Raw genomic sequence first — 20,198 nt, forward strand, 5'->3', positions numbered from 1 at the left:
GTATGATCCGTATTTTTCCATTGCTGCTGATCCTTGCCGCGGGCCCTGCGCGCGCGGATGACCCCGTAATCGAACATGTGGAGGCGCAGCGCTCTGGCATGGGCTGGCGTATCACGGTCACCCTGTCGCATCCCGATACCGGCTGGGATCACTATGCCGATGGCTGGGCGGTTCTGGATGCAGACGGGAACCGGCTGGGTTTTCGTGAATTGATGCACCCCCATGTACACGAGCAGCCATTTACCCGCTCTCTGTTCGATGTGATGATCCCCGATGGCGCAAGCCAGGTTTTTCTGCGGGCCCGGTGCTCGGAGGATGGATGGTCAGAAAGCCTGACCAGTGTGCCCTTGCGTAAATGATCAGCGCCGGCCCTCGCGCAGCCATCCCATCAGGGTCAGCGACAGCACCAGGATCGCCACCAGCCAGGCCGGCAGCAAAGGCACCTGCGTCACCGCCAGAGTCTCATAGGCATCGCGCGGCGTCAGCCCGATCCAGCCACGCCCCGCCGCCGGACGCCCCGGACGAATATCGCGGATCTGCGGCAGCCCGGCACTGACGGGCAGCGCCCCGCCGCGCTGCGCCTGCACCGTTTCGGACAGAATTTCAGGGGTGGCAATCGTGGCTTCGAACTCTTTGGGCGCTGACGGGCCCAGGCCGATCACCGCCTCTTTCTCGCCATTGAGCAGACGATACAGCCCGATTTCCGCGCCGGTATAGTCGGCCTCGAATCGGCCGGGGCTGACTTCGGTCAGGGGCAGAACCTGCTGCGCCCCGCTCGGAGAGATCACCGTCACCTGCCCCACATCTTCGCTTAGCGACCGGCGAATGATCTTCATCCTCTGCCCCACGGGTTCGGCCCAAAGCGCCTCTTCCTCCAGGTCGGGCTCCTTCATCATCCAATGCGCCAGACGGCGCAGCAATTCCAGCTGCGGGCCGCCACCTTCAAAGCCGCGATCCCACAGCCAGGCCTGATCGGACGCCAGCAGGGCCACACGTCCCTCGCCGACCCGATCCAGAATCAGCAGGGGCTTTTCCTCGATGCCAGACATGACCACGTTTCCGGCGCTGGCCTCGACCTCGATCTGGCGCAGCCAACGGCCCCAGTCGCCCTCGCCCTTGGGGGCCAGGCCAGCCGTCACCGGGTGCCGCTGCCCCAGTTCCGTAACCGCCGGGCGGTATCCCATATCAATCACCCGCGCCGAGGGCGCCGCCGGCACCACCGCCGCCAGAGGAGACCGATAGATCGAATCCGCGCTGGCAAAATCCGGCCCCGCGGCAATCAGCACCGCGCCCCCGTTTTCCACGTAATTGCGCACGTTATCCAGATAGATCGAGGGCAAAATCCCCCGCCGCTTGTAGCGATCGAAAATGATCAGGTCGAAATCGTCGATCTTTTCCAGGAACAGCTCTCGGGTCGGGAAAGCGATCAGGGACAGTTCGTCCACCGGCACGCCGTCCTGTTTCTCGGGCGGGCGCAGGATGGTGAAATGCACCAGATCCACCGAGCTGTCAGACTTCAGCAGGTTCCGCCAGGTACGCCCACCGGGATGAGGCTCGCCGCTGACCAGCAGAACGCGCAGCCTGTCGCGGACGCCGTTGATCTGGATGACGGCGCTGTTGTTGCGGTCGGTCAGCTCGCCCTCTGCTGGGGGCAGGGCAAAGCGGATCACGTTCATCCCCCCGTGTTCCAGCGTCAGAGGCAGCTCAATCGGGCGTCCGATGGGCACCTGAAAAGGGCCCAGCTCTTCACCATCAATCGAGACCTCCAGCGCGGTATGCGACACCCCCACCGGGGCGGCCCCCATGTCCTCGATCCGCATTTTCAGGGTGATCGGCTCGCCCAGAATCGCAAAGGCCGGGGCGTTTTCCACCACCAGGCGGCGGTCCCAGTCGTCAGGCTGGCCGGAGAGCAACACATGGAAGGGCGCGGGCAAATCGGGCGCGCGCCCGACGTCATGCACCTGCCCGTCAGTCAGCGCGATGATGCCCGCGATCCGCCCGCTGGGCTCTTGTGCCAGAACCTCGGCCAGTTTGCTCATCAGCAGGGTGCCGCTGTCATCGGGGCCGTCACCCAGATCAATCCGGCGTAGTTCGGTGTTGGGGCGGGCGCGCAGGCGGGCCTCTATTCCGTCGGCGGCGCTGGCCATCTGACCGGGCCGGTCCGCCAGGCGCTGACTGGCCGAGCCATCCACCAGCATCAACACGATATCGGACAGGGCCCCACGGTCTTCGCTGCGCAGTGACGGGCCGGACAGAGCCGCCAATATCACAACGCCCGCCAGGCCGCGCCAGGCCCAGCCCGCCAGCCCGCGCCACAGCGCCATCCCCGCCGCCAGCATCACCAGCACAGTCAGCACGGCCAAAACCGGCCACGGCAGAAGCGGATCGAAAACGACTGAATTCATTGGCCCAACCTGTCCAGCAAGGCGGGCACATGGACCTGATCGGATTTGTAATTCCCCGTCAGCACATGCATCACCAGATTGACACCAAAGCGATAAGCCAGCTCGCGCTGACGTTCGCCGCTATAGCCGCGCCCGACCGGATACAGAGGATTGCCGCGCGTGTCCGTCGCCCAGGCTGCGGCCCAGTCATTGCCACCGATCACCACCGGCGTCACCCCGTCATTGAGATTGCGGAAGGGCATCCCCTCAACCTTCTCGGCCCCCGGAGGGGCGGCCTCTACCCAGACATCGCGGCTGCTGAACCGGCCCGGAAAATCCTGCAACAGATAAAACGCGCGGGTCATGACGTGATCTGCGGGCACCGGCTCTAGCGGAGGGATATCCAGCGGGGCCGCCAGTTGCCGCAGCTTGCGCCCCATCGGGCTGGACGAACCGAAGCGCGCAATATCCGCATCCCGCGTGTCGAACACGATCATCCCGCCTGAACGCAGATAGCGGTTCAGCCTGGCATAGGCCTCCTCTGACGGCACCGCCTGCGCCGCCGTGACCGGCCAGTAAATCAGCGGAAAAAACGCCAGATCGTCCGTTTCCAGATTAACCCCGATGGGCGAGGCCGGCTCGACCGAGGTGCGGAAAAACAGCACGTCCGACAGCCCCAGCATCCCCGCCTGCGAGACCTCATCCTGACGCGTATCGCCGGTGATCACATAGGCCAGAACCACCTCGGATGTGGCGGCGATCGCCTCGGCGTCCTGCGCCTGTCCGAAGGTTGGCTGCAACATCAACCCGGCCAAAATCACAGCCGACGCCCGCGCCCCGATCAGCCGCCCCGACAGTGCCAGCGACGCCAGCACATCGGCCAGCAGCAGCAGGATCGCCGCCGCCAGGACATACCCGCTCAGCGGGAGTTCATCAGGGCGCGCAATGCCCGTCACCGGAATATGCGCAGGCCAGGCGAAAGGATGCAGCACGCGGTCTGGCGTCATCGCATTCAGCGCCACGCGCCGGTCGGCGCTCTGGTACAGGCCGGGGCGCAGCGCGGGGCCCAGCACGGGCTGCACCAGCTGCGCGCCCTCAACCCCCGGCAAGGTGCCTGCGTCCTCGGACCGGCCGAAACCGTCCAGAATTTGCGTGGGTTTCCAGGTCAGACCCTCCAGATCGTTTGCCTCGGGGGACTGCTGGTTCGAGGCAACGGACAGACGTTCCAGCATCTGCACGAACAGCCCCGAGAGCGGCAGGCTGCTCCATTCGGCATTGGCGGTGACATGGAACAGCACCACCTGCCCCTCGCCCACCGCTTTGCGTGTCACCAGCGGCGTGCCATCGCTCAGCTGCGCGACCACGCGGTCAGCCAACGTAGGATCGGGCTGCGCCATCACCTGCGCCGAGATCTCGACATCGGGGGGGATCGGCAGGCCATAGAACGGGCTGCCTTCGCTGAACGGAGCCAGCGTTTTGGGCTTGCCCCAGCTCATGGCGCCGCCCACGGTGCGCCCACCCGTACGCAGGCGTACGGGCATCAGAGGATCCTCGGCACTGCGGCTTACCTCGCTTGCGGCCAGGCGCGGCCCGGCGAAACGCACCAGCGTGCCGCCCGCCTGAACCCAGGCCAAAAGCGCCTCTTGCTCGGGGTCGGACAGGGTGGCCACATCGGCCAGAATGATCGCATCGGGATTGGCGGGGATCAGCTCCAGCAAAGGACCGTCCAGCAGATCCGCCGAGGGTTTCAACGCCTGCGTCAGATAGTGCATCGGGGCCAGCAGCTCCAGCCCTTCGCGATCCTCTCGGCCAGAGATCAGGGCGATCTCGCGGCGGCGCAGGCTGTCGTCTGTCAGCGCAACAGCCCCGGCCGAGCGCAGGCCTTGTAGTTCGAACCGCGTGATCCGCGCACGCAATTCCGCAGGCAAATTCAGGCTATTGCTGGCTTCGGTCCCGCCGGCGGGAAACAACAAGGTCACCTGCGCCAGCACCCGCTGCGTGCCATTTGGATCGCGCCCATGAGCCAGGGCGATCTGCTCTCTCTCGGCGCCAGGAACCGAGCGCACAGCCGTCAGCACAATCCCCCCATCCTGATAGGTGGCAGGGCGCAGGCCGATCACCGCCCGCCCGCTTTCGTACACCGACACATCGCCGTGGCTTTCCAGCGCTTGTAGCAGCGCCTGCTGCCCTGGCCAGGCAGCCCCATCGGACAGCCAGTAAGTCTGGAAATCGCCCTCGGCCAGCGCGGGCAGAATGCGCTGTAGGTCGGGCTCCCATGCTTTGGGGGTCAGGCCGGGCAGGCGCTGCTGCACAACGTCAGCCGTTTGAAAAAGGACCGGCTCGGGGTCACTGAGATGCAGCAGCGCAACGGGGCGGCCCGCGCGGGCGGCCTCGGTCAGGAAGCCAGTCACCTGCTGGGCGCGCACCGTCCAATCCTGCGCTCCGGTCCAGCCACCGTCCATCACGATCAGCAAGGGGCTGCCATCCGTAACCTTTTCGGGCTCGGGGTTCAGGACCGGGCCGGCCAGCCCCACAATCACAGCCGCCGCCGCCAGCATCCGCAGAAGCAGCAGCCACCAGGGGGTCCGGTCGGAAATCGAGTCTTCGTCCTTCAGCCCCAGCAGCAGCGCCACCCCAGGAAAGCGCCGCCGGATCGGCGCAGGCGGGACGGCACGCAAAATGAACCACAGGGCTGGCAACAGGGCCAATCCCCACAGCAGCCAGGGCAGGGTGAATCCGATCGGTCCCAACACCATCAGCCCGTCCCCCGGTTCAAGGCCTGCCACAACCAAAGCAGCGCGGCCTGCGCGCTGTCATCCGAATGATGCGTGTGGAACTGCCAGCCCGTGGCGCGGCACAGCGCCCAAAGCTCGTCCTTGCGGGCGGCCAGACGCTGCAAATAGCGCCCGCGCAGATCGCCCGCCTTCAGGGTTTCATGCACAACCGTTCCGCCCATGCTTTGGAAAATCGTGCGGCCGGTGAACGGAAAAGCCTCCTCAGAGGGATCGAGGATCTGGAACAGCACCCCCCGCACACCGCGGTCGGCGGCCTTGGTCAGCGCGGCGCGCACGGGGGCCAGATCGCCCATGAAATCGGACATGAACACGGCACGGGCATGAGGGATCATCGCGCGGGCTTCGGGCTGGGCGTAATCCTCATCGGCGTCGATGCTAAAAAACTCGGCCAGTCGCAGGATCTGATTGTTGCCCCGACGCGGAGGCAGGTTGGTGCCGGTCAAGCCAACCCGCTCGCCGCCCCGCACCAGCAAAATCGCCAGCGCCAGCGCCAGAAGGCGGGCGCGATCCGCCTTTTGCGGCAGATCCTGGCCCGACGCAAACCGCATCGAGGCCGCCTGATCCACCCATAACATCACGCTTTGGGCGATCTGCCATTCGCGTTCGCGTACGTATTGCGCATCCCCACGCGCCGAGCGCCGCCAGTCAATCATCCGCCGGCTGTCCCCTGGCTGCACGGGCCGGTATTGCCAGAAATCATCGCCCAGCCCGGATCGCCGCCGCCCGTGTTCGCCCAGCAGGACGGTGCCCGCCAGATGCTCGGCACGCGCCAGCAGCGGCGGCAGGCGCGCGGCCTGATCCTCGGCGCGCGCCCGGAGATGCGATGGCGTGCTCACGCAGCGGCCTCCACCCGCGTGATCCGCGAGGCCGTCGTGTCGATCAGATCGGCCAGGCTGTCGCCCCGCGCCCGCGCGGCAAAGTTCAGCGCCATCCGGTGCGACAGGACGGGACGCGCCATAACGCGCACATCTTCGATCGAGGGGGCCAGCCGTCCTTGTAGCATCGCGCGCGCGCGCACCGTCAGCATCAGCGCCTGCGCCGCACGCGGCCCCGGCCCCCAGGCGACCGTCTGTTTCACGCGCTCATCGGCGCTGTCATCCTCGGGCCGGAAGGCGCGGACCAGATCCAGGATCGCCTCGACCACGCTGTCGCCCACCGGCATCCGGCGCAGCAGTTCCTGCGCCTCCAGCAATTGCGCGGCGCTGAATACTTCGTGTGCCTCATCCTCGGATACGCCGGTGGTGGCCAGCAGAATGTCCCGCTCGGTCTGGCGGTCCGGATAGCTGACCTCGATCTGCACCAAAAAGCGGTCCAGCTGCGCCTCGGGCAACGGATAGGTGCCCTCTTGTTCAATCGGGTTTTGCGTGGCCAACACATGGAAGGGCGTGCCCAGCACACGATCCTCGCCCGCAACGGTGATGTGTTTTTCCTGCATCGCCTGAAGCAGCGCCGATTGCGTTCGCGGGCTGGCGCGGTTGATCTCGTCGGCCATCAGAAGCTGGCAGAACACCGGCCCCGGCACGAATCGGAACGCGCGCTTGCCGTCTGCGTCCGTCTCCAGCACCTCAGAGCCCAGGATATCCGCCGGCATCAGATCGGGCGTGAACTGAATGCGGTTGCCATGCAGGCCCATCACCGTGCTCAGCGTGTCCACCAGCCGCGTTTTGCCCAGCCCCGGCAGGCCGATCAGCAACCCGTGCCCCCCGCACAGCAGCGCCGATAGCGTCAGATCGACCACCTGCTCCTGCCCGATGAACCGCCGCGTGATCGAGCCCTTTGCCTCGGCCAGCTTTTCCTCGACGCTTTCGATCCGGGCCAGCAGATCCTTGTGATCGGTCAACTGATCAGCCATGGCAAAACTCCTGCGCAAACTATATCCTCAACTCAGAGTGTATCGTGCTGACGGGAAATGGCAAAAACAATGAGCGAACAAATGATCGTGAAACCATCGGCAAATAGTCTTGTTGCCTCGGCCAAAGCCGCCACCAAAGGCAAAGGCCTGCCCCCCGTCCACCTGTGGAACCCGCCCTTTTGCGGCGATCTGGACATTCGCATCGCCCGCGATGGCACCTGGTTTTATCTGGGCACCCCCTTTGGGCGGCCCGAACTGGTGCGGCTGTTTTCCACCATCCTGCGCAAGGACGATGATAAATATTTCCTGGTCACCCCGGTCGAAAAAGTCGGCATCACGGTCGAGGACGCGCCCTTCGTCGCCGTCGATTTCGACGTCACGGGCACTGGCGCGGACCAGACCCTGACCTTTCACACCAATGTGGGCGATCACACCACCGCCGGCCCCGATGCCCCGATCCGCGTCACCCGCGACCCCGACACGGGCGAGCCCTCGCCCTACGTCCTTGTCCGCGCCAATCTCGAAGCGCTGATTGATCGCAAAAGCTTCTACCGCCTTGTCGATCTGGGGGCCCACCACCCCGTCGATGGGACCGACTGGTTCGGCCTCTGGTCGGGCGGTCAGTTCTTCCCCATCATTCCCTCCGCTGAGCTTACCTGACCGCCCATCGCCCCCCGAGGGCAGCAGGGAGGGTGGGTGGGCGCTGCCCGAGGGGGGCGATCCCCCACATCCACACATGCCAAACTTCGCCGCAAATCTGACCCTTCTGTTCACCGAGCTCCCCCTGCTCGATCGCTTCGACGCGGCCCGCCGCGCGGGCTTCGACACGGTCGAGCTGCTGATCCCCTATGACGCCCCCGCCGCCGATCTGGCCAAGGCCCTGACAGACGCACATCTGCGCCTCGTCCTCATCAACACCCCCGCCCCCGACTGGTCCGCCGGAGAGAGGGGGCTGGCCGCCCTCCCCTCTCGCCGCTCCGATTTTCGGGCGTCTTTCGAAACCGCCCTCGACTATGCCGCGCATCTAAACCCCGATCACATCCACATCATGGCAGGCCTCGCCCAGGGCCCCGAGCCCCACGCAACCTATCTGCAAAATCTCCGCTGGGCCGTGCAGCGCGCGCCCGGACAGTCCCTGCTGATCGAACCGATCAACCCTCAGGACATGCCCGGCTATTTCCTCAATAACTTTGATCAGGCCGCCGCGATTCTGGACCACCTCAATGCCCCCAACCTAGCCCTGCAATTCGACGCCTACCACGCCCATAAAATCACCACGGACATGCCCAACGTCTGGGCAAAACACGGCCACCGCGCACGGCACATCCAGATTGCCAGCGCCGAAGGGCGGCACGAACCGGGCACTGGCGCGCTCGATTATCCAGAATTCTTCGCGCTGCTGGACGCGCAGGGCTATGTGGGCCACGTCAGCGGCGAATACTTCCCCGCGGGGCGCACCACGGACGGGCTGCACTGGATAAAACCACCCCGGCATGAAACCTGCTGACAGGATGCTGTCAGCAGGGCTGTGTCATACCCTCTGCATCAACAACCTGATGGAGACCACAATGACATTCGCCCCCACCAATGCCGTCGTCTGGACGGAAATCCGCGTCCGCGACCTGCACAAAGCCACGGCCTTCTATGCTCAGCTGCTGCAAAACGAGATGACCATCACCACCGACATGGGGCCTCAGCCGATGGCCGTGTTCAGCTATGCGGGCGATCCGGGCATCTCGGGCCATCTGATCGAGGGCACCCCCGCCCCCGCCGGCACCGGCAATATCGTCCACCTGCATGTGCCCGACACGCTTGAGGCCACCCGCGCCCGTCTGATCGCCGCCGGAGGCACCGTCCAAAGCCCCGATATTGAAATCCCGCCGGGTTCGTATTTCTATGCTGCCGATCCCGACGGCAACACCATCGGGCTGTTCCAGTATAAGGACTAAGCCATGCGCCGCGCCGACCGCCTGTTCCAGATTGTTCAATATCTCAGGGGCGGTCGGCTGCTGACGGCTGCGCAGCTGGCAGACCGACTGGAGGTGACGCCGCGCACGATTTATCGCGATATCGCCGATCTGATCGGCTCGGGCGTGCCGATCGAGGGCGAGGCCGGTGTCGGCTATCTGATGCGCGAGGGCTATGACCTGCCGCCGCTGATGTTCACGCAGGATGAAATTGTCGCGCTTGTGGCCGGGGCGCGGATGGTCCGGGCCTGGGGCGGGGCCAACATGGCCGCCGCCGCCGAAGAGGCCCTGGTCAAGATCAACGCCGTGCTGCCCGACACCGCCCGCACCCGCGCCAACGAGGTGCATGTCCACGCTTTCGACATGTCCCGCATGAGCGAGCTGGAACGCGCACGGCTGGATCAGATCGAACGGGCCACCAATACTCAGACCAGCCTGGACCTGACCTATCTGGACCTGTCAGAACAGCATAGCACCCGCCGCGTCCGCCCATTGGGCGCGTGGTATTGGGGTACGGTCTGGACCCTGACCGGATGGTGCGAGCTGCGGCAGGATTTCCGCTCGTTCCGGCTGGACCGGATCACCGACCTTAGCGAGGGGCCGCGCTTCAAACCGCAACGCGGCCAGACCTTGCGGGATTTCTATGCCTCGCGCCAACGCGAAGGGCGGCTTCGCCCCGATGGCAGGCTGGCTAGTCCTTGAACTCGATATTGCGCACCAGCCCCTCTTGTGCCGTCGAGGCCACCAGCCGCCCATCCTGCGTGAAAATCTGACCGCGGTTAAACCCGCGCGCCCCGCCCGACCACGGGCTGTCCATCACATAGAGCAGCCATTCATCCATGCGGAAATCATCATGGAACCAGACCGCGTGATCCAGGCTGGCGAATTGCATCTCAGGATCAGTGAAAGTCTTGCCAAACGGCAACATGCAGGTCGTCAGCAGCCCATAGTCCGAGGTATAGGCCAGCGCCGCCCGGTGCATCGCCCGATCGTCGCCAAACCCGCCGCGCAGACGCATCCACATAGCGTGGCTGGGGGGCATTTCTTCGCGGGTATAGGGGGGGCGCAGACCGACGGGGCGCATCTCGATCGGACGCGGCGAGCGCAGCCATTTCAGGAAATCCACGGGCAGCTCATCGGCCATTTCCTCGCCCACTTCGGAATCGGCCTTCAGGCCATCGGGGGCCGGCACGTCGGGCATGTCGTATTGGTGATGATAGCCCGGCTCGGTCCCATGGAAACTGGCCGCCAGGTTCAGGATCGGCTTGCCCGCCTGCACCGCGATCACCCGGCGCGTGGCAAAGCTGCGGCCATCGCGGTCCCGTTCGACCTGATACAAAACCGGCTGGGTCGCATCGCCCGGACGCATGAAATAAGCGTGCAGGGAATGCACGGGGCGTTCCTCCCCAACAGTGCGGATCGCCGACATCAACGCCTGCCCGATCACCTGCCCGCCAAAGGACCGCCCCCGCCCCTGAGGCGTTGCGATCCCGCGAAAATAGTTCTGTTCGACCTGCTCGACATCCAGAACATCGTCCAGCCATTGGCCCGGTTGGCGGTCTTGCTTGTTGTTCATCTGGCTACCCATTTTATCCTACAGCCCCTTAAACAGGGGCAATTCGCCCCCAAGTGCAAGGGCTTTCGCGGCGTCGCAGCATGGCGTTTCAGTGCCCAACCACCTGGGCATCGGCGCATTCGCTGCCGGGGGCCTCAAGCTCCAGCACAGAGTGGCTGACGTCAAACTGGCGGCGCAGCAGGTCCTTGACCGCGCGTTTCACCGGCTCTGCCGATACCGAGCCATCCAGCACCACATGCGCCTCCAGCGCGGTTTCATGTTCCTGCATGTGCCACAGGTGAACATGGTGAATATCCGCCACCCCCGGCACAGAGCGCAGCGCGCTGAGAACCGCGTTCAGATCCGTGCCCTCGGGCGCGCCCAGCATCAGAACACGGATCACCGGCAGCCCCCCCAGCCACGAATGCCACAGAATATAGCCGGCAATCAGCAGCGTCACGATCGGATCCACCAGACGCCAGTCATAGAGCAGGATCAGCGTACCCCCCACAATGACCGCAACCGATCCCAGCGCGTCCGCCACATTGTGCAAAAACGCGGCCCGCATATTGGCGCTGTCCCGGCTGAGCCGCATGATCAGCAAAGCGGTCACCGTGTCGATCACCAGCGCCAGCCCCGCGACGACAACGACAATCCAGCCTTCAACCTGCTGCGGGTTGAACAGCCGCTCGATTCCTTCGGCGGCCAGATAGATCGCGACCACGATCAGCGTGGTATAGTTGACCAGCGCGGCCACCACCTCGGCTCGGCCATAACCGAAGGTCATCCGCGCATCGGCCGGGCGTTTGCCGATCCGGCGCGCGGCAAAGGCAATCACCAAAGACAGCGCATCCGACAGATTGTGGATGGCATCCGCGATCAGCGCCAAAGACCCCGAGACAACCCCGGCCACGATCTGCGCCACCGTCAGCAGGATATTGACCACAACCGCCCAGACCACACGCTTGTCTCCGCTGTCCAGATCGGCGTGGTGGTGATGACTGTGATCATGCGGCATGGCGGGCCTCTAACGGTTACGGGTCAGTTGCAGGAAAACATCTTCCAGATCGGCCTCTTCGGTTTTGACGTCCCGAATGCGGATACCGGCGGCGCGCACCGATTCCAGCACATGTTCCGCGCTGGTCTGGTTTGCGTGATAGCTCAGCGCGATGGTCCCGTCCGCGCGGGTGCTGACCTCGATCCCCTCGGCCCGAGGCAGCGCGGCGGGCGTGTCCTCGGGCAGAACAACCATTGTCTTGGCGTCGATACTGCCCAGCAGATTGGCCGTGCTGTCGCGCGCTACCAATTCGCCTTGGTTAATGATGGCGATCTGGTCGCACATCTCTTCGGCTTCTTCCAGATAGTGCGTGGTCAGGATGATGGTCATGCCCTGCTGATTCAGCATCCGCACGTTTTCCCACAGCATTTGGCGCAGCTCGATGTCCACGCCCGCGGTGGGTTCATCCAGCACCAGAATATGCGGGTGATGGACCAGAGCCTTACCCAGCAGAAGGCGCCGCCGCATCCCGCCCGACAGGGTGCGGGCGTAGGCCTCGGCCTTGTCCTCCAGCCCGACCAGACGCAGGATTTCATCGCTGCGGCGCTGAGATTTGGGCACACCATACAGGCCCGCCTGCACCTCCAGCGCGCCGCGCGGGGTAAAGAACGGATCCAGGTTCAGCTCTTGTGGCATCACCCCGATCGAGGCGCGGCTCTGGCGCGGGTTCACGTCCTGATCAAAGCCCCAGATTTTGACAGAGCCCGCAGATTTCACCACCAGCCCCGCCAGGATGTTGATCATGGTGGATTTGCCGGCCCCATTGGGCCCCAAAAGCCCGAAAACCGACCCGCGCGGGATGTCCAGATCGACGCCTTTCAGCGCCTCTTTGCGCGGCTGGCCCTTGGCGCCGCCGTAAACCTTGCGCAAACCCCGGATTTCAATTGCGTTGCCGCTCATGGTGCTCTTGCCCCTGCTCGTCCTATCGCTCATAACTGGACCTAGTTGTTTTGCAGCCAAAAGGAAACAGCCCCAATGACGACGCAAGCGCCCGAAACCAAGATTGTCGAGAAAACCAAGATCGCCTGTGACGGCGGCGAAGGTGCCCTGGGCCATCCTCGCGTCTGGCTGACCATCCCTGCCGAGACCGGCTATGTCGAATGCCCCTATTGCGATGCCAAATACGTGCTGAAAGGCGCGGACGCCGCCTGAACGCCGGGGCTGCGCAGGGCCGCGCGGTCGGGATTTGAGTATTTTCATCAAGAAGAAACACAAGGGCGTGCCCGGCGGGCTGGTCGCGCCCCGATTTGCGTGGCAAAAAGAGCGGGCAGCGCAGGAAGGGAGCCGTCATGCAATTTGGAAAAGGGTGCCATCTTCATTTGATTGACGGCTCGGCGTTTATTTTTCGGGCCTATCATGCGCTGCCGCCTTTGACGCGGAAATCGGACGGGCTGCCGATTGGGGCCGTTGCCGGGTTCTGCAACATGATCCACAAATATGTGGAGGCCAACACCGGCCCGGATGCGCCCACCCATGTGGCGGTGATTTTCGATTATTCGGGCAAGAGTTTCCGTAACGATCTGTATGATCAGTACAAGGCCAACCGGCCGCCCGCGCCCGAAGATCTGGTGCCTCAGTTCCCATTGACGCGGCGGGCGACCGAGGCGTTCAATATCGCCTGCAAGGAGATCGAAGGCTTCGAGGCCGATGACATCATCGCCACCCTGTCCTGTCAGGCGCGCGATGCGGGCGGGCGGGTGACGATCATCAGCTCGGACAAGGATCTGATGCAGCTGGTGGGCGGCGGCGTGGAAATGCTGGATGCGATGAAGAACAAGCGCATCGATTCTGACGGCGTGGTAGAGAAATTCGGCGTGGGTCCCGAGCGCGTGGTGGATGTGCAGGCCTTGGCCGGGGACAGCGTGGATAACGTGCCGGGGGCGCCGGGGATCGGGATCAAGACAGCCGCGCTGCTGATCAACGAATTTGGCGATCTGGAAACTCTGCTGGACCGCGCCGAAGAGATCAAGCAACCCAAGCGCCGGCAGACTCTGATGGAAAAGCGCGCGCAGATCGAGCTGTCCAAGCAACTGGTGCAGCTGGATTGCGCGATGGAGCTGGGTTTCACCCTGGACGATCTTGAGGTTCGCGAGCCCGAGCCGGGCGTGCTGCTGCCGTTCCTGGCCGAAATGGAGTTCCGGACGCTGCTGAAACGCGTGGCCGATCAACTGGGGGCCGAGGCTCCGGCGGTTGTGGATACGGACCCTGCCGGGGCCGAGCCGGGCACGGCCGATACGCCCGCGGCCCTCCCGTTCAAGCCCGAGGAATACGAATGCCTGCGCGATGCGGCCGCCCTGCAAAAATGGATTGATCGCGCCTATGAACGCGGCCATATCGCCGTGGACACGGAAACCACGGGGCTGGACGAAATGCGCGTCGATCTGGTGGGGATTTCCCTGTGCGTTGACCCCGGTACGGCCTGCTATATTCCGCTGACGCACAAGGATGGCTCGGACGATCTGTTTGGCTCGGACAACCTGGCCGAGGGGCAGATGCCCGTGCAGCAGGCGCTGGACATGCTGGCACCGCTTCTGGCCGATCCCTCGGTGATGAAAATCGGTCAGAACATGAAATACGACGCCAAGATTTTCGCCCGCTACGGCGTCACTGTCGCCCCCTATGACGACACGATGCTGATGTCCTATGCGATGAATGCCGGGCTGCATGGCCACGGGATGGATGCGCTGGCCGAACGCTATCTGAGCCACACCCCGATCTCGATCAAGTCCCTGCTGGGGACGGGAAAATCCGCCATTACCTTTGACCGCGTTCCCATAGAGGACGCCGTGAAATACGCGGCCGAGGATGCCGACATCACCCTGCGCCTGTGGCAATTGTTCAAACCCCAGCTGCATCAGACCCGCGTCACCACCGTCTATGAAACGCTGGAACGGCCCCTGTCGCCCGTACTGGCCCGTATGGAGATGCACGGCATCAAGGTTGACCGCGATACCCTGTCGCGCATGTCCAACGCCTTTGCCCAGAAAATGGCGGGGTACGAGGCCGAGCTGTATGAGCTGGCCGGGCACGAATTCAACGTCCAGTCCCCCGCGCAAGTGGGCAAAATCCTGTTCGAGGAAATGGGCCTGGAGGGCGGCAAGAAAACCAAGACCGGCCAGTGGTCCACCCCCGCCACCACGTTGGAAGACCTGGCAACCGAGCATGATTTCGCCGCCCGCGTGCTGGATTACCGCCAGTTGCAGAAACTGAAATCCACCTACACGGACGCGCTGCAAGACCACATCAACCCCGACACCGGCCGCGTTCATACGTCTTATGTGCAGACCGGCGCGAACACCGGGCGCCTGGCCTCGACCGATCCAAACCTGCAAAACATCCCTGTCCGCTCCGAGGAAGGCCGCCGCATCCGCGAGGCCTTTGTCGCGGAAGAAGGCAAGCTTCTGCTGTCGCTCGACTACTCGCAAATCGAGCTGCGCATCCTGGCCGAGATGGCCGGCATCGACGCGCTGAAACAGGCCTTCAAGGACGGGCTGGACATTCACGCCATGACCGCCTCTGAGATGTTCGACGTCCCGCTGGATCAGATGACTCCGGACATCCGACGCCGCGCCAAGGCGATCAACTTCGGCGTGATCTACGGCATCTCGGGCTTCGGCCTGGCCCGCAACCTGCGCATTCCGCGGGCCGAAGCCCAAGGCTTCATCGACCGCTATTTCGAGCGCTTCCCCGGCATCCGCAGCTACATGGACGAAACCACGCAATTCGCCAAAGACCACGGCTATGTCCAAACCATGTTCGGCCGCAAAATCCACACGCCCGAAATCAACGCCAAAGGCCCCGGCGCGGGCTTTGCCAAACGCGCCGCGATCAACGCCCCGATCCAAGGCACCGCCGCCGACGTGATCCGCCGCGCCATGATCCGAATGGAAAGCGCCATCACCGACCTGCCTGCAAAAATGCTGCTGCAAGTACATGACGAACTACTGTTCGAGGTCGAGGCCGACCACGCTGAGATCATCATCTCACGCGCCCGCGAAGTGATGGAAAGCGCCGCAGACCCTGCTCTTAAGCTCTCCGTGCCCCTGACTGTTGACGCTGGCCAAGGTCTGAACTGGGCCGAGGCCCACTGATTCTCCGCCCAGCCGCTCGGGCATCTCAGTGAGTATTTGGATCAGCAAGAAACGGGCTGCATAGCCCCGTTCCCCCGCCGTTTCCGGGTTGAGAACGGGGCCGCTTCTTCCTGAACGGTCATCGGCTCTCCAGCCTGTACCGTACGGCACTTGTCGCAGATAAAAGTTAACAGCGCCTTTCCGCTTCTTTTTGATAAAAATACTCAAATTCCAACAGAGCGGAATACACGGGCTGGATGAGGGGAGAGGCTAGTCGGAAAACAAGTAGTCCACGTTCAGAATTTCAGTGGCTTGCTCTTCCGGAAAGGACAGGAATTGCGCCAAGGCGGCTGCGTTTTCTGCTAGGCTTGCCGTCTCGCGCAGGCGGGTGTGGTGCTCGAATTCGGCGTCTCGGATCGCGTCGCTTTCATAGACGATATCCTGCCGGATCGTGGGCAGGAGCCGCTCCCAGGTTTCGTCTGAGGTATGCTCACCCGCCAAGCCGATCCGCATGGCGTGGCCGACCAGAAAATCATCGGTGAATTCGCATTGGATTTCCAGCATGCGCGTGACAGAGCGGTCGCCGGCGAAATCGCGTAGCAGATCCAGGTTTGCCGGATCCACGCAGATGATCAGCCGGTTCGTGGCGAAATAATCAAACAGCATCCGCATCAGCGCCCGTTGGTGCCGCATCCGTTTGGGCAAAGTGGCCTGAATCCCCCCCAGATCGGGCAGAAGCGTGTCCTCTTCGTTGAACAGATATTCAATCGACGGAATGTCCGCAGAATGTTTGATCAGCCCCAGCAGGCGCTTGGCGACGTGCCATTTCTTGCAGATGAGGATTAGCAGTTCGCGCTCGCGGCCCAGTGTGCTTTCGGTTTCCCAAAAGCGCATCCCAAAGCGGCGCCCGATCCGGCCGCGCCCGACCAGAAAGGCGAACAGGCTCTGGCCTTCGTTCGAGATTTTGAACTCGGCCCCTTTAGCGGCATAGAGATCGCCCAGACGTTCTTTGAGCTCATGCGCCTCGGGGCTGATTTTGCGCGCAAACAAGAAGTCCTGGCTAAGCAGCAAGTCATAGTGATCGTTATAGAAATTCACCGGCATACCGTAGTCGGTGAACATCAGGAATGTCAGCGTTCGTGTGCGGATTTCGGTTTCCGGAACCAGGTGACGGACCAGTGTCTGAAAGAAGGTTTCGTCCGGAATCCATGTGGTGCGGAAGAATTTCATCACATCGGGGCGATTGCGGGTGAAATCCAGAATCCACTCGATCGTGCGGCGGCGCAGGCACCACCACTGGCTGCCGATCTGAACCTGAATATCCTCGGGGATGGGGCGTTTCAGGCCCAGTTTGCGCTGCGCATTCAGCATCCCGTAGAACAGCCGCTTATGTTTGCGTTCGTTCAGATAGTGGCGATAGATCAGGCGGTCCTCTTTCATGCCGGTCTTGATCCAGTCGCTTTCGAAAAAATCGAAGCTTTCGATATAGTCGCAATCGTCCGCATCCAGAAAATCATGGGCGAATTCGGCGGATTTGATCGCCATGCAATCGCCCGAGACCATCATGAAATGCGTGGCCCGCGGAAAGGCCTGCACGGCACTTTCGACAGCATTCAGCGTGGCCTGCACCAGGCTCCATTCGCCCCAGCCGCATTTGATGCGTTTATGGGCGAAGGTCACGTTTGGGTTGTCCTTCAGCGCGGTCTGGATCTTTTCGTAATCGGCATCCGAGGCCCGCCCGTCGAAGTGAATCGACATATAATCCCCAACCGCCGTCAGACGTTCGGCCTGCTGGATGATGGCGTCCGGGTCCTTGTGACACAGAAGGATGAAGGCAATTGTTGCCATGAAAGAGGCGCTGCTCCGCTACTTGTTTTTCTGCATATTAGGCGGCAATTGAACCTGTGGGAACCATGGCTGCCGTATTTTCCACAGGTGTTTCCAAGGCTTCTACCTTACGTTAGATTGACCGCGGGTTACCTTCGCTACTATCTTTGGATAATAAACGTAAAATTAAGGCATCCTGTGTGGTAATCGCCTGAAATTGGAGGCAGATTCAATGGGTTTTCCAGGCACCTGGATGACAGAAAGCGAAAGTGTCATCTATCGGGTGGTTCCAAAATGCGCGTGCTCGACCATCGGGCAGATCATGTTCTATTCGGACCACGGTACGTTCTTTGACGGCGACATTCATGACGCCCAGTCAGGTATGCATAAATGGGCGTTCGAACACAGCCAGCCGGTGATCGAACGGACGGTGCGCGATCATTCGTCCTATGCGTTCACCTGTGTGCGCAATCCCTATACGCGGGTGCTCAGCTCGTTTTTCGATAAGATCTGCGGCATTCAGCGCAATGGCAAACGCTATCGCGGGAATCTGGTGCCGCTGCTGATTCAGAAATACGGAATCGAGGTGGGCGGCCCCGAAGGCAAAGAAGAGTTCGACCAGATTCGCAGCTTCCGCCGGTTTTTGCTGTTCGTCCGCGATACCATCCGCTTCCGTAAACCGATGGATCCCGACATCCACTGGTCAGCCGTTTCGGGACATGTATCGACCTATGTGATGAACGGCGGCACCTATGATCACATCTTCTGGACCGAGAAGTTCAACGACGGGATGCAAACCGTTCTGGACAACATCGAAACACCGCACAAAGTGTCTCTGACAGACATTCCGCGCTTCAATGAATCCGAAGGGCACGGGCCCAAACGCGCCCATCCGGTCGAGGATTATTTTGACGATCTGTCCATGCATCTGATGTACGAGATCTATAAATCCGACTTCGATCTGTTCCGCTATGACTTTGAAAACCCAGGGAATAAAATGCCTATCGGTGAGATCGACCTGCACGAGGTCCACGCCAAACTGGGGGGCTGATCACAGCACCCCGGCCTGACGGAACAGCGCCTGCAAATCGGTCTCGGGGCGGGCGCCCATATGGCTGATAACCTCGGCGGCGGCGATGCAGCCCATGCGGCCCGCCACCTCCAGCGAGGCACCCGTTGCATAGCCATACAGGAACCCGGCGGCGAATTGATCGCCTGCTCCGGTGGCATCTACGGGGGTGATTTCTGTCACCGGGACCACGGCCTCTTCTTCGCCGCGCACCAGCACCACATCATGGCCCGACCGGGTACAAACCACGGTGCCCGCATCCTGCGCGGCCTGTTCCAAAGCGCTGCTCAGATCCGTTTGGTACAGCGATTCCCATTCGTGCTGATTGCCGATCACATAGTCCAAGTCCTTGACCAGACGTCGGAAATCATCGCGGTGACGTTCCACGCAGAACGGATCGGACAGGGCGATCCCGGCCTTGCCCCCAGCATCGCGACACAGTTTGGCCGCGCGTTCGAAGGCCTGTTTGCCCTTGGGTTTGTCGTAAAGATAGCCTTCAAGGAACAGCACCTCGGCCTGGCCGGCCACGGTATCGGACACGTCATCGGGCCCCAGCTCGGACGAGATGCCCAGATAGGTATTCATCGAGCGTTCACCATCCGGCGACACAAAAATCATCGAGCGCGAGGTTGGCAGCTCGCCTCCCGTTACCGGGGCATTGACAAAATCCGTGCCGCCATTGGCCATCGAATCCGCATAGAACCGGCCCAGAGCGTCATCCTGCACACGGCCGATAAAGCCGGTTTTAAGCCCCAGATTTCCCAGCCCTGCCAGCGTGTTGGCTACGGACCCGCCCGGCGCCTGCACCCGCTTCGTCATCGCGCCATACAGCATCTCTCCGCGTTCGCGTTCTACCAGTTGCATGATGCCTTTCTGAATGCCCATCAGATCCAGAAAACTGTCATCGGCCTGGCTAAGCACGTCCACAACAGCGTTTCCGATGCCGACGACCTGGTATTTTTTCGCGGGAGAAGTCATGGGGTTTTGTCCTCATACATGCACAGATCGCGGATCAGGCAGGCGTTGCATTTGGGTTTGCGGGCGACGCAGGTATAGCGCCCGTGCAGGATCATCCAGTGATGGGCGTGCTGCTGAAAATCGACGGGGATGTTATCCTCGATCGCGCGTTCCACGGCCACCACATCCTTGCCTGGGCACACGCCCGAGCGATTGCCGAACCGGAAAATATGCGTGTCCACGGCCTGCGCGGGGTAGTGCCACCACATGTTCAGCACCACATTGGCCGTCTTGCGCCCCACGCCGGGCAGCGATTCCAGAGCCGCGCGGGAATTGGGAACCTCGCCGCCATACTCATCCACCAGGATGCGGGCCATTTTCATCACGTTCTTGGCTTTGTTGCGATACAGGCCGATGGTCTTGATATGTTCGACCAGCTGCTCTTCGCCCAGATCCAGCATTTTCTGCGGCGTGTCGGCGATTTTGAACAGCTTGGACGTGGCCTTGTTCACGCCCTTATCCGTGGCCTGCGCCGACAGGGCCACCGCCACCACCAGCGTATAGGCGTTCACATGGTCCAGCTCGCCCTTGGGTTCGGGTTCGCTGGCCTGAAAGCGGGCGAAGATCTCGCGGATCGTATGATAATCAAGCTGTTTTGCCATGCG

At 62.6% G+C, this 20,198-nt stretch carries 18 protein-coding genes; 8 read left to right on the top strand and 10 right to left on the bottom strand.

Annotated features, from left to right (window positions below):
* The first annotated feature begins 2 nt into the window (after positions 1–2).
* Positions 3–359 carry a hypothetical protein gene (locus ACP15O_RS05365; protein ID WP_425095017.1) on the top strand — a complete coding sequence of 119 codons (357 nt, stop codon included), beginning with the start codon at positions 3–5 and terminating at the stop codon, positions 357–359.
* Here ACP15O_RS05365 and ACP15O_RS05370 read toward each other — a convergent pair whose 3' ends face one another.
* The 4 genes from ACP15O_RS05370 to ACP15O_RS05385 are packed head-to-tail and all read right to left on the bottom strand — an operon-like array spanning position 360 to position 7,031.
* On the bottom strand, positions 360–2,405 hold the full coding sequence (locus tag ACP15O_RS05370; protein WP_425095018.1) for a hypothetical protein: 2,046 nt from the start codon (positions 2,403–2,405) through the stop codon (positions 360–362). It lies immediately after the preceding gene.
* On the bottom strand, positions 2,402–5,143 hold the full coding sequence (locus ACP15O_RS05375; protein ID WP_425095476.1) for a DUF4159 domain-containing protein: 2,742 nt from the start codon (positions 5,141–5,143) through the stop codon (positions 2,402–2,404). Before ACP15O_RS05375 ends, ACP15O_RS05370 begins: the two co-directional genes overlap by 4 nt.
* Positions 5,140–6,015, bottom strand: a complete 876-nt coding sequence (locus tag ACP15O_RS05380; RefSeq protein WP_425095019.1) for a DUF58 domain-containing protein — start codon at positions 6,013–6,015, stop codon at positions 5,140–5,142. The genes ACP15O_RS05375 and ACP15O_RS05380 overlap by 4 nt, the downstream gene beginning before the upstream one ends.
* A complete protein-coding gene (locus ACP15O_RS05385) occupies positions 6,012–7,031 on the bottom strand; it encodes an AAA family ATPase (RefSeq protein ID WP_425095020.1) in 1,020 nt (339 codons plus the stop codon). The genes ACP15O_RS05380 and ACP15O_RS05385 overlap by 4 nt, the downstream gene beginning before the upstream one ends.
* Before the next feature lie 69 nt (positions 7,032–7,100).
* Between ACP15O_RS05385 and ACP15O_RS05390 the strand changes: the two genes are divergently transcribed.
* The 4 genes from ACP15O_RS05390 (at position 7,101) to ACP15O_RS05405 (ending at position 9,700) form a co-directional block, all read left to right on the top strand.
* On the top strand, positions 7,101–7,691 hold the full coding sequence (locus ACP15O_RS05390; RefSeq protein ID WP_425095021.1) for a DUF1285 domain-containing protein: 591 nt from the start codon (positions 7,101–7,103) through the stop codon (positions 7,689–7,691).
* A gap of 76 nt (positions 7,692–7,767) precedes the next feature.
* Positions 7,768–8,538 carry a hydroxypyruvate isomerase family protein gene (locus ACP15O_RS05395; RefSeq protein WP_425095022.1) on the top strand — a complete coding sequence of 257 codons (771 nt, stop codon included), beginning with the start codon at positions 7,768–7,770 and terminating at the stop codon, positions 8,536–8,538.
* 61 nt (positions 8,539–8,599) lie between these two features.
* Positions 8,600–8,980, top strand: coding sequence for a VOC family protein (locus ACP15O_RS05400; protein ID WP_425095023.1), 381 nt, complete (start codon positions 8,600–8,602; stop codon positions 8,978–8,980).
* A gap of 3 nt (positions 8,981–8,983) precedes the next feature.
* A complete protein-coding gene (locus tag ACP15O_RS05405; RefSeq protein WP_425095024.1) occupies positions 8,984–9,700 on the top strand; it encodes a helix-turn-helix transcriptional regulator in 717 nt (238 codons plus the stop codon).
* Here ACP15O_RS05405 and ACP15O_RS05410 read toward each other — a convergent pair.
* From ACP15O_RS05410 to ACP15O_RS05420, 3 genes are all read right to left on the bottom strand, one after another.
* Entirely contained in the window at positions 9,690–10,574 is an 885-nt protein-coding gene (locus ACP15O_RS05410) for an acyl-CoA thioesterase (protein WP_425095025.1), read from the bottom strand. The two genes, ACP15O_RS05405 and ACP15O_RS05410, sit on opposite strands and share 11 nt — an antisense overlap.
* 88 nt (positions 10,575–10,662) lie before the next feature.
* Complete coding sequence (locus ACP15O_RS05415; protein WP_425095026.1) at positions 10,663–11,571, bottom strand: cation diffusion facilitator family transporter; 909 nt, start codon at positions 11,569–11,571, stop codon at positions 10,663–10,665.
* Between the two features lie 9 nt (positions 11,572–11,580).
* Positions 11,581–12,510 carry an ABC transporter ATP-binding protein gene (locus tag ACP15O_RS05420; RefSeq protein ID WP_425095027.1) on the bottom strand — a complete coding sequence of 310 codons (930 nt, stop codon included), beginning with the start codon at positions 12,508–12,510 and terminating at the stop codon, positions 11,581–11,583.
* A 75-nt stretch (positions 12,511–12,585) separates the two neighbouring features.
* Here ACP15O_RS05420 and ACP15O_RS05425 point away from each other — a divergent pair, with 75 nt between their 5' ends.
* Both ACP15O_RS05425 and polA read left to right on the top strand, forming a co-directional pair.
* A complete protein-coding gene (locus tag ACP15O_RS05425) occupies positions 12,586–12,762 on the top strand; it encodes a zinc-finger domain-containing protein (protein ID WP_425095028.1) in 177 nt (58 codons plus the stop codon).
* Positions 12,763–12,899: 137 nt separating this feature from the next.
* Positions 12,900–15,701: a DNA polymerase I gene (gene polA, locus ACP15O_RS05430; protein WP_425095029.1), complete on the top strand. Its 2,802-nt coding sequence runs from the start codon at positions 12,900–12,902 to the stop codon at positions 15,699–15,701.
* Positions 15,702–15,950: 249 nt separating this feature from the next.
* Here polA and ACP15O_RS05435 read toward each other — a convergent pair whose 3' ends face one another.
* On the bottom strand, positions 15,951–17,528 hold the full coding sequence (locus ACP15O_RS05435) for a DUF5928 domain-containing protein (RefSeq protein WP_425095030.1): 1,578 nt from the start codon (positions 17,526–17,528) through the stop codon (positions 15,951–15,953).
* A gap of 211 nt (positions 17,529–17,739) precedes the next feature.
* On the opposite strand from ACP15O_RS05435, the gene ACP15O_RS05440 reads away from it, so the two are divergent.
* Entirely contained in the window at positions 17,740–18,558 is an 819-nt protein-coding gene (locus ACP15O_RS05440) for a sulfotransferase family protein (RefSeq protein WP_425095031.1), read from the top strand.
* Here ACP15O_RS05440 and ACP15O_RS05445 read toward each other — a convergent pair whose 3' ends face one another.
* Together ACP15O_RS05445 and nth are read right to left on the bottom strand one after the other, a co-directional pair.
* Positions 18,559–19,554 carry an adenosine kinase gene (locus tag ACP15O_RS05445; RefSeq protein ID WP_425095032.1) on the bottom strand — a complete coding sequence of 332 codons (996 nt, stop codon included), beginning with the start codon at positions 19,552–19,554 and terminating at the stop codon, positions 18,559–18,561.
* Positions 19,551–20,195: an endonuclease III gene (gene nth, locus ACP15O_RS05450; RefSeq protein WP_425095033.1), complete on the bottom strand. Its 645-nt coding sequence runs from the start codon at positions 20,193–20,195 to the stop codon at positions 19,551–19,553. Before nth ends, ACP15O_RS05445 begins: the two co-directional genes overlap by 4 nt.
* Between the last annotated feature and the right edge of the window lie 3 nt (positions 20,196–20,198).

This window comes from Youngimonas ophiurae (nom. illeg.), assembly GCF_049803795.1.
Lineage (GTDB): Bacteria > Pseudomonadota > Alphaproteobacteria > Rhodobacterales > Rhodobacteraceae > Thalassobius.